The organism is Nocardia sp. 852002-20019_SCH5090214 (assembly GCF_001665865.1).
Lineage (GTDB): Bacteria > Actinomycetota > Actinomycetes > Mycobacteriales > Mycobacteriaceae > Nocardia > Nocardia nova.
On sequence record NZ_LZMK01000212.1, the window covers coordinates 31,217 to 39,390 of the forward strand.

An 8,174-nucleotide genomic window follows, 5' to 3' on the forward strand; every position below is an offset into this window, starting at 1 on the left:
TCGGCCCGACGGGAAGGCACCGCAGTGTGACTCATCGGCCCTCCGAAAGTTCAGGGGCGAGCGCACCTCGCGGCGGTGGTGCGACGGCGCCGGCGGGTGGCGCGACGCTCGCGGCCGGCGGTGGTTCGTTCGAACCCGCTGGTGATTCTCCGGTTCCCGACATCCGGTCGACCAACTCGCTCCAGGCCGCGTCGCCGACCGTCATCACCTGACGCAGCGACCAGAATCGCGAGCCCAAATACATCTCCCCCGTTCCGTCGGGTTCGACGTCCAGATGGTCCGGGCCCTCCGCTCCGTTGAGCGTCACCGTGGTCAGCGGCGGATTCATATCGTCGATATTGATGATCGTCGCGCCGCCGCCCGGGATGAACGAGCGGCGGCAGCGTGGACTGTTACCGATCGCCACCTCGGCACTGTTGGTGGAGATGGTGATCTCCGGATTCAGCAGCAGTTGCAGAACCCACGACCGCGCGGCCGCCTCGGGCTGATCGGCGTTGATCGAAATAGTCAGGGCCGCAGCAAGATCCACCACCAGCATCGACTCGGAGGTGGTGACACCGACGATCACGAGCCGCTTCGGCGAACCGACCGGATGGGGCAGATCGTCGGCGGCGAAGGTGCTCACATCGGAGCTGGCGCCCGAAGCCGGATGAGCTCCCACCATTCCGGTCGCCACGTCGATGGTGAACGCCGCGATCGGGTGCAGACTGCGCTCGCCCACCCCCGCCAGCCGCACGAGGCCCTCCTCGTGCAGCCAGCGCACGGTGTCGGCGACGGTGACCGCCGCGGGTTCGGTCACGACAGCTGCTCCACCGGTTGCCCACCGACACCCTCGGTCTCGGGCGCCGGCTCGGCATCCATGATCACCTGGTACTGGCGTCCGGCGTCGGCCGAACTCTCGCGGATGGCGGACATGATCTCGGCGACCAGTTCATCGGCCTCGAACCGGTCGACCGTGCCGGGTGCCAGGTACAGGTCGGTCAGCCGCCCCATCGCGTCCACCTCGGGGATGACGGCACCGCTCGGCGAGGGGCGCCGCGCTCGGATCGCGTCGATACGTTCCCGCAGATCGGCGATCTTGTGGCGTAATTCGCGGGCGGCGTCCAAAGCCGCTTGGACGTCGGGATGGATTCCACTCATGCGCTACCTCCGGATTGACTCGGGGTCTGGTTGGCGGGTGACGGCGTCGGGGGTGTGACGGTCGGTGCGATGGTCGGCTTCTCACCGATGACCTGCTCGGTGTGCGGGGTGTCGTCGACGTACATCAGCCGATCGGGATGCCATGCCACGACCCGGTTGCGTTCGTTGCCGCCGCCGCCACCGCCCATACCGGGCGCCATCGGCATGTACGGCATCATCGGCGACCCACCGGCGGCGCCGCGGGCCGCCGCGGCCGCCGAGGAGGACAGCGGCTCGATCACCGGTGTGCGAGGCATATTCGACGCGCTGCTCGCCGCGGTCCCGGCCGTCGACGCCGACGCCACCATCGGCATCGGGCCGACGCTGACGGTCGGTGTACTCGTGGAGCCGCTGTCCAGCCCGCTGGTGATGTCCCCGATCGGCATCGCGCCACCGCCGCCGTAACCGCCACCGGCGGAACCGTAGTCGGGGTAGCTGCCGTAGTCGTAGCCGTAATCGGAGCCGTCGAGCCCGTCGAGCGAGTCCGTGCTGCCGCCCTGGCCCAGCTGCGACATCATCCCGCCCTGCATCAGCGAGCTCATCATCGTGGGCAGCATCTGGGCCAGCATGCTCATATCGCTACCGCTCGAATCACTCTGCGAGCCCGAGGTTTCCGAGCCTTTCGACGGCCCCTTCGAGTTCACCGCCGTGGAGTAGTCGGTGACCGTCTGGGCCGAGCGCGCGTTCTGCTCCTGAAACTTCGCCAGCGCATCCTGCACGCCCAGTTCGTTCTTCGAGCGCATCGCCGAGACCAGCTCCTTGCGGGCGGCGATGATCTCCTGGGGCGTGGGATGTTTGGCCTTCGCCGCGGTGAAGGCGTCGGCGTAGTTCTGGGCGTTGTCCGCCAGATCCCCCAGCGCGGATCCGAGCTGGTCGAGCCAGCTGCGGTGTTTCGAGAGTTGCTGTGCAGCCGCCGATCCCACCGGTGTCCAGTGCTGCATGCGCAGCGCGGCCTGATCCAGACCGCTGGTGGCATCGGCATGCGTGGTCGACAGGTAGTTCCGCACGTTTTCGGCGAAGCGGGCGGCGCCTCCCGGCCCCGGACCGGTATGCAACTGCTGGGCGAAGGTCAGCGGATCGACCTCCGCGCCGACGGCCGGCAATCGGAAGGTCGGCGCGAACCGCGGTGTGTGCGGCGGAGCCTCGGCCACCGGATTTGTCAGCAAATCCGAACCCGCGCCGCCGATATCGCGCCCGGCCTGCTCGTCGGCCTCGGTGTAGTCCACCGCGGCGGCGCCGATGTTCCAGGCGGTGCGATGCACCTCGTTCAACGCCCCGAGCACACCGTTGTACAGGTCCTGCGCACTGCCGTTCAGCTGTGGCACCGCCTGCGCGGAAATCGGATCCGCTCCGGCCGGGACCACCCAGCCTCGGGGCAGGGTGGACCCGCTGTTGTGGGCCATATCGGCCAGGGCGGATGCCGCCGAAACCAGTTCCGTCGGATCAACATTCAACGCTACGACCTCCTCTCACCCTCCAGCCGTCAGATCGTCTGAGTGCCGGCCAGTGCCGACATCGTCGGACCGCCGGCGGACGGATCACCCGGCGCCGGCACCGCGGGCATGGCGTCACCGTGCGCGGCGCCCGTGCCCTCGATACCGGCCGGATGCGCGAACCCGCTGAAGTCGCCGAAATCGCCACCCACATCGGACATGTGCGCATCGAACCGCTTCAGCTCACCGCACACGATCACCTGCAGCGCATCACTGCCGTCACCCGAACCGGCCGAGGTGTCGCCCGAGCCGGCCGAGGGATCACCGGAACCGCCCGACACACCGGTGAAACTCGCGGCACCGGTGAAATTCGCGGCGGCGGCGGTGCTCGGATCACCGGATCCGAAGGCGACCACGATCGCCGCGTGGTCCTTGTCCCACAGCGCGACATCGCCGGTCATCAACTGGCTCGGATCGATCCGCGCGCCGACCTGCTTGTTGTCCGACCACTTCGCCGTGGTGCCGGAATAGGCCGCCTTCGCGTCCGTGCCCTTGGTATTGGCGAAGGCCGCGTCCAGCGCCTGGGCGACGACGGGCGACACCTTCTGCTTCCGCTGGAAGTCGGGCGGGAAGGCGTATTCGATCATGCCGTCCGAACCCGGCACCCGCGGCGGCGGTGTGGTCCCGCCCGGCTGCGAGGACGTCGCGTTCGGAGGCGGACCGCCGGCGGTATTCGACACCGGCGCGGCGTTGTTCTGATTCGACCACGGCGTCGACGGAGCGGGCTGCTGCGGTTGCGCCTGTGCCAGCGGCTGCACCGCCCGATCGATCCGATTCGGATCCAGATCGTCGGCCCGGTTGCGCAGCGAGTCCCCGAGCGAGCCGTAGGGATCCATGCCCATACCCATCCCGTACGGATTCATATACGGGTTCATGCCCATTCCCCCCATGCCCATCGGATCCATCATTCCGCCCAAACCCGAACCGAGCGACGGTGATTCGACCGGGCTCGCCATCGACGAGTTCGGTGTCATCGCCGAATCCTTGATCTGCTGAATCGCATCGTCGATCTTCGATTTGGCGTCGTCGGCCGTGGAGGTGTTGTCGGTCGGCAGTCCGGTATTGGGGTCGATGGTGGTGTCCTTGCCGAGGTTCTCCAGCCCGTTGTCGGCACCGAGATTCAAACCGGGGTTGTCGCCGGGATTACCTCCGTTACCGCCGCCATTGAGCTTCGCCATTGCGCTGTCCAGTTCCGACTGAATGGCGGCATCGTGCTGCTGCTGGGTCTTCTCGAAATCCGCCGCCCAGGATTTGATGGCATCGGCGGCGGCCTCGTTCTGTCCGGCAGCCGGATCCACCGTGTCGATCAGTTCGGAGTACGCCTGGTCCATCATGTCGATGAATTGGATCTCCAGCACCTGCCCCTCCTCGAGCGAGGAGATCGAAGCGACGTTGTAGTTGATACCGCTGACGAGGTCACCCAGTTGTTTGAGTCCGTCCTTGGAGGTCTTCTTCACGTCGTCGACCTTCGCGCCGAGCTTCTCCAGCGAAGCGTCGTAACTCTCCGCTTTCGCATTCATGCTGCTCACGGCGGAGCGGTATTGGGTCAGCAGATCCGATTGGCCCTGCAGTTTCTGGAGCGCCTGCGGCTTCAGCGTCGGCGTCTTCACCACCGCCACCGGCTTACCCTTCTCGGGCTCACCGAAGAGCTTCGCGTTGGTACTCAGCGCCTCTGCCAGCGAGTCGGCGGTTTCGGCTTCGGTCTCATCCGACATACCAGCGCCGTATCTGCTCGTTCAAACCCTGCGGATACAGCAGGAATCCCGTACCGGTGGCTGTGTAGCCCGGATCGGGGGCAATAGGTTCCTTCGCCGGAGAATCCATGTACTGGCTACCGCCCCAGGTGAGGGTGACCTGCTGCGTGGCCGGTGGCTTTCCGCCCGGCTGTTTGTCGCCGCCGCCGTCGGATCCCCCCGAATCGCTGCCCCCGCGTGGCGACTGCCAGGTCAAGCCCGTTGCTGTCGCGATCCCCGCCGCCCGCAACGAGTTCCGCTTCCAGCCCGCGTTCTTCGCGCCCTTGCTGTTGGCCCAGCCCTTCTGCTTGGCTTCGAGCTCTTTCTTCCGATTCTCCAGCTCCTGCGTTTCTTTGTCCGTAGTCTTCCCCCGGGCTTTGACCTCCTTCTGCAAGCCCTTATATTTATTTTTGCCAGCAACGTCGGTGAGGGGAACACCCAGTTGGTCAGCCAACTCCTGATCAGCCTTCTGCGATTTTGCACGCAGCTTGGGATTCGAATTGGAGGCATTATTCTTGTAATATCTCGCGTCGGCCCTCGCCTTCTTTTTAAGGGCTTCCTCGAGTGCTTGCTGACCTTTCCCCATGGTCTCGATCTCGGTGCCGACCGAGGTCACCGACCGCCCTGTCTTCCGGCTGATACCCCCCGCAACCGCATCACCCGCGAGACTGCCGGCCGCACCGATCCCGCCGGCCATCCCGATGCGGCCCCAGTCGATGTTCCCGATGCCGTCACTGGCTGCCGAGTGCAGGAATTCGGCACCGCCGTTGACCGCTGCGCCGAGCAGCGCGCTGCCCAGTTTGCCGCCGGTGGCTTCGTTGGCGGCCTTGAAAATGGTCCCGATTCCCATGAATGGTCCGACTCCTTATGCGGGTACCGTCGCCGGTCCGTGCGTTGACTGGTCCACCGGAGTCGCCGACAGCCCAGGGCTGGACGAGGGAGCCGATATGTCGATTCCGGCGGGGTGGAAGAAACCTGCGAAAGACCCGAAGTCTCCGCTCTTGTCGCTCATATGCGGATCGAACGGACGCAGTTGGGCCTCGATGATCACTTCGAGTGTTCCGCCGTTCTCCTCCGGGAAGGCCACTACCAGTGCGGTCCGCTGGGTATCCCAACTCGCGAGATCCCCGGTGGTCAGTTGATTCGGTTCGGCCGGCGTCCCAAGAGAATTCGCGTCCGGAATCTTGGCAGGGGTGGCGGCGTAGGCACCACGACCGTCCGTGGTCGCCGCGTTTCCGAACGCCGCCGTGAGAGCATTCGATACGACGATCGAGACACGCTGAGAACGACCGTCCGGAAAAGTGAAGACGGTGCTGCCGTCGTCGGCACGCGCGACGGCGACGCTGACCGGTGTCGCGCCGGCTTTCGCCGGTGCGGCGGCCTGCGTCGGTGTGGCCGACTGATTCGACGCGCCGGGTGCCGAGTTGGCCGCATTCGCAGCGGAATTCGACGCGGTGTTCGCGGAAGCAGGGCCGGCGCCGGCACGACTCGGCGCAGCCTGGGCCGGCGCCGCCGGCGGAGCACCGACAGCTGGAGCGATTACCGTCGACGACGGGTTCTCCGCCGTGGCCGGAACGCTGCGTGCCGCTTCGGCCGCTCGGCGTTGGTTGGCGGCAGCCAGCGCCATCGGCAAGGCGTAGGCAGGCATCCCGTACGGCGCACTCGCGGCGGCCGACGCGGGCGCGGCGGCGGCCGGTGCCAGGGAATGCCGAGACGAGGGTTCAGCAGAGGCAAGCGGCACGGGCTGCCCCGCGTCATTGGAAGCGGCGGTCTGCGCAACGGGCGAATCCGTAACCGGAGCGAGGGACGAAAGGGACGGACTGCCCGAGGTATCCCAGTTCCACACCGGCGCAGCTGCGGGTGAATTCTCGTTTCCCACCACCGAGTAGGGACTGTTGTCGCCGGTGTAAGTGAAGGTGTTGCTCGGGCCGGTGTTCTTTCCTGAAGGCGAGGGCTTGTCGACGCCTCCGGGTCCGGTCGTCTTGCCGGCATCCTCGGGGTTCTGTTTGCGGACCTTCGAACCGAGTTCGGCGAACTGCTGAGATTTTTCCTGCATGATGCCCGAGACGGTGTTCACCGCGGAGTCGATGATCGCCATCACGTAATCGTCCTCCGAAATTGCGTTACCCCCCTGGGCGAGGCTCGGGTCCAGAACCTGTTTATCGATGAGCTCCTTCAGCACCGTCACATCACGGGGGTCCACACTTGCCATGACCTTCAAGCCATCGATGCCGTTCGCCAAGTCACTCCGGCCCTCGTGGCACAGCTCCGGGCTGTCGTCAGCAGCCTTCGCCACGGTAGCGTCGAGTTCCAGCAGTCGGTCGTACGCATGTTGAAGAGCGATCACCCACTGCTGGTAATTCGCAATGCCGGCGTTCTCTGCCCCGGACACCTTCCCGACCGGAACCGTCTTCGGCGCAGCCAGAGCACTTCCGTCTCCGAATGCCGCCCAGCTCGAGACATACATGGCGGGCAGCGTTTTGTATTGCTGGACAAGACCCGGAGAAAACGTCAGGCCGTCCGGCATCTTTTCCGGATCGGGCATGAAGATCCGCGGCATCTTGTCAGACATACTTGAGCGCCTCCGCGGGCGTTATGTCTACAACCGGGATCTGCCCCGGGCCGTTCTTACCTCCTTGAATAATCGTCCATGCGTCCTTACCCATGTCCCAGGCGAAATGAGCATTCGAAGATCCCATGCTCGCGCCCAGCGCGCTGGAGTAATACCGACCCGGGGTCATGTGCCCGGCGCCGGCCCAGGTCGGCAGCTTGTTCTTCCAGAATCCGGTCTTGTTGAAGGCCATCGCATCCTTGATCGCCTGGCCCTTCACCGCGCCTTTGGCATCGGCTTTCGCGATCGCTTTGGCCATCGCCTTCGCCGCCGCCTCGCCCTCGGCCCGCATGAAGCCCTTGACGCCGAAACCGCTGACACCGCCACCGAGCATGCCTCCGGCGGCACCGAACGCAGCGCCTGCTCCCACGTTCTTCCAGCTCCACCCGTCCTTGATTCCCGACTGCAACGCACCGGCGGCAGCACCGACCAAGCCCGCGCCGATCGGTCCGGTGGTCGCGAAGGCCACGCCGGTCAACGCGCCGATCGCGATGTCGTCCCAGTGGTTCACGACCTGGTTGCCGACCCAGCCGGCAGCCTTACCTATGGCACCGAACAGGTTCATCGGGTCACCTACCCGGTCGGGAGCGACTGCTACTCATACCGCGATCCCCGTCCTGCCGTCGGTTCGATCCCCCCTCATTCTCAGCGATTCCCAGCGTTGGGAATTCTGTGCGGATCAGGACCGGAGAGGATTGAGAGAAGCTCGCGCACCGACGAATCGGTGCGCCGTGGCGGACCGGCTGGGACCGATGCGGAAGGAGTGCCGATGCCCCTTTTGCAGTCGATCACCGCCGCGGCGCGCCCGGTCACGTTCGCCTTCGTCGCCCTGGGGGATGGCGCGTGACCAGCATCGAGAGCCCAGTGCCGGTGGTGAACGACGGTTCGACCGATCCCGTTACCACCGCCCCGGATGCCGACACCGGATCCGGTTCGGAGGCGCCGACGACACCGTGGACAACACCTCGGCGGCACCGTGATTCGAGCGGAACCAGAGCCACGGTGCCGAGCACTTCTCCCTGGACGGATCAGCACGGAACGTCTGCGCCACAGAACTCGGGAGTATCCGTGCCGTCCGCCTCGTCGTCGTCTGTTCCGGTGGTTTCTCCGTCTGCGCCACCGGGTCCGGCTCCGGCCGGGTCGGGTGCGGGTGTGGTG

7 protein-coding genes are annotated in these 8,174 nt (G+C 66.0%); all 7 read right to left on the reverse strand.

Annotated features, from left to right (window positions below):
* Positions 1–31 precede the first annotated feature (31 nt).
* The 7 genes from A5780_RS16975 to A5780_RS17005 are packed head-to-tail and all read right to left on the reverse strand — an operon-like array spanning position 32 to position 7,581.
* Positions 32–799 (reverse strand): hypothetical protein, encoded by a 768-nt coding sequence (locus tag A5780_RS16975; protein ID WP_064904928.1) that lies wholly within the window; start codon positions 797–799, stop codon positions 32–34.
* Positions 796–1,140: a YbaB/EbfC family nucleoid-associated protein gene (locus tag A5780_RS16980; RefSeq protein ID WP_051757257.1), complete on the reverse strand. Its 345-nt coding sequence runs from the start codon at positions 1,138–1,140 to the stop codon at positions 796–798. Before A5780_RS16980 ends, A5780_RS16975 begins: the two co-directional genes overlap by 4 nt.
* Positions 1,137–2,633, reverse strand: a complete 1,497-nt coding sequence (locus A5780_RS16985) for a PPE domain-containing protein (RefSeq protein WP_064908911.1) — start codon at positions 2,631–2,633, stop codon at positions 1,137–1,139. The genes A5780_RS16980 and A5780_RS16985 overlap by 4 nt, the downstream gene beginning before the upstream one ends.
* A 29-nt stretch (positions 2,634–2,662) precedes the next feature.
* Positions 2,663–4,387: a hypothetical protein gene (locus A5780_RS16990; protein ID WP_063019386.1), complete on the reverse strand. Its 1,725-nt coding sequence runs from the start codon at positions 4,385–4,387 to the stop codon at positions 2,663–2,665.
* Complete coding sequence (locus A5780_RS16995) at positions 4,377–5,255, reverse strand: hypothetical protein (RefSeq protein WP_064908912.1); 879 nt, start codon at positions 5,253–5,255, stop codon at positions 4,377–4,379. Before A5780_RS16995 ends, A5780_RS16990 begins: the two co-directional genes overlap by 11 nt.
* 15 nt (positions 5,256–5,270) lie before the next feature.
* A complete protein-coding gene (locus tag A5780_RS17000; RefSeq protein ID WP_064908913.1) occupies positions 5,271–6,977 on the reverse strand; it encodes a hypothetical protein in 1,707 nt (568 codons plus the stop codon).
* Positions 6,970–7,581 (reverse strand): hypothetical protein, encoded by a 612-nt coding sequence (locus A5780_RS17005; protein ID WP_063019381.1) that lies wholly within the window; start codon positions 7,579–7,581, stop codon positions 6,970–6,972. The genes A5780_RS17000 and A5780_RS17005 overlap by 8 nt, the downstream gene beginning before the upstream one ends.
* Positions 7,582–8,174: the final 593 nt, after the last annotated feature.

What these genes read in the sequence shown, in the direction of transcription:
- A5780_RS16980 (WP_051757257.1), bottom strand. Translation starts at nt 1,140, where the DNA reads ATGAGTGGAATCCATCCCGACGTCCAAGCGGCTTTGGACGCCGCCCGC.
- A5780_RS16990 (WP_063019386.1), bottom strand. Translation starts at nt 4,387, where the DNA reads ATGTCGGATGAGACCGAAGCCGAAACCGCCGACTCGCTGGCAGAGGCG.
- A5780_RS16995 (WP_064908912.1), bottom strand. Translation starts at nt 5,255, where the DNA reads ATGGGAATCGGGACCATTTTCAAGGCCGCCAACGAAGCCACCGGCGGC.
- A5780_RS17000 (WP_064908913.1), bottom strand. Translation starts at nt 6,977, where the DNA reads ATGTCTGACAAGATGCCGCGGATCTTCATGCCCGATCCGGAAAAGATG.
- A5780_RS17005 (WP_063019381.1), bottom strand. Translation starts at nt 7,581, where the DNA reads ATGAACCTGTTCGGTGCCATAGGTAAGGCTGCCGGCTGGGTCGGCAAC.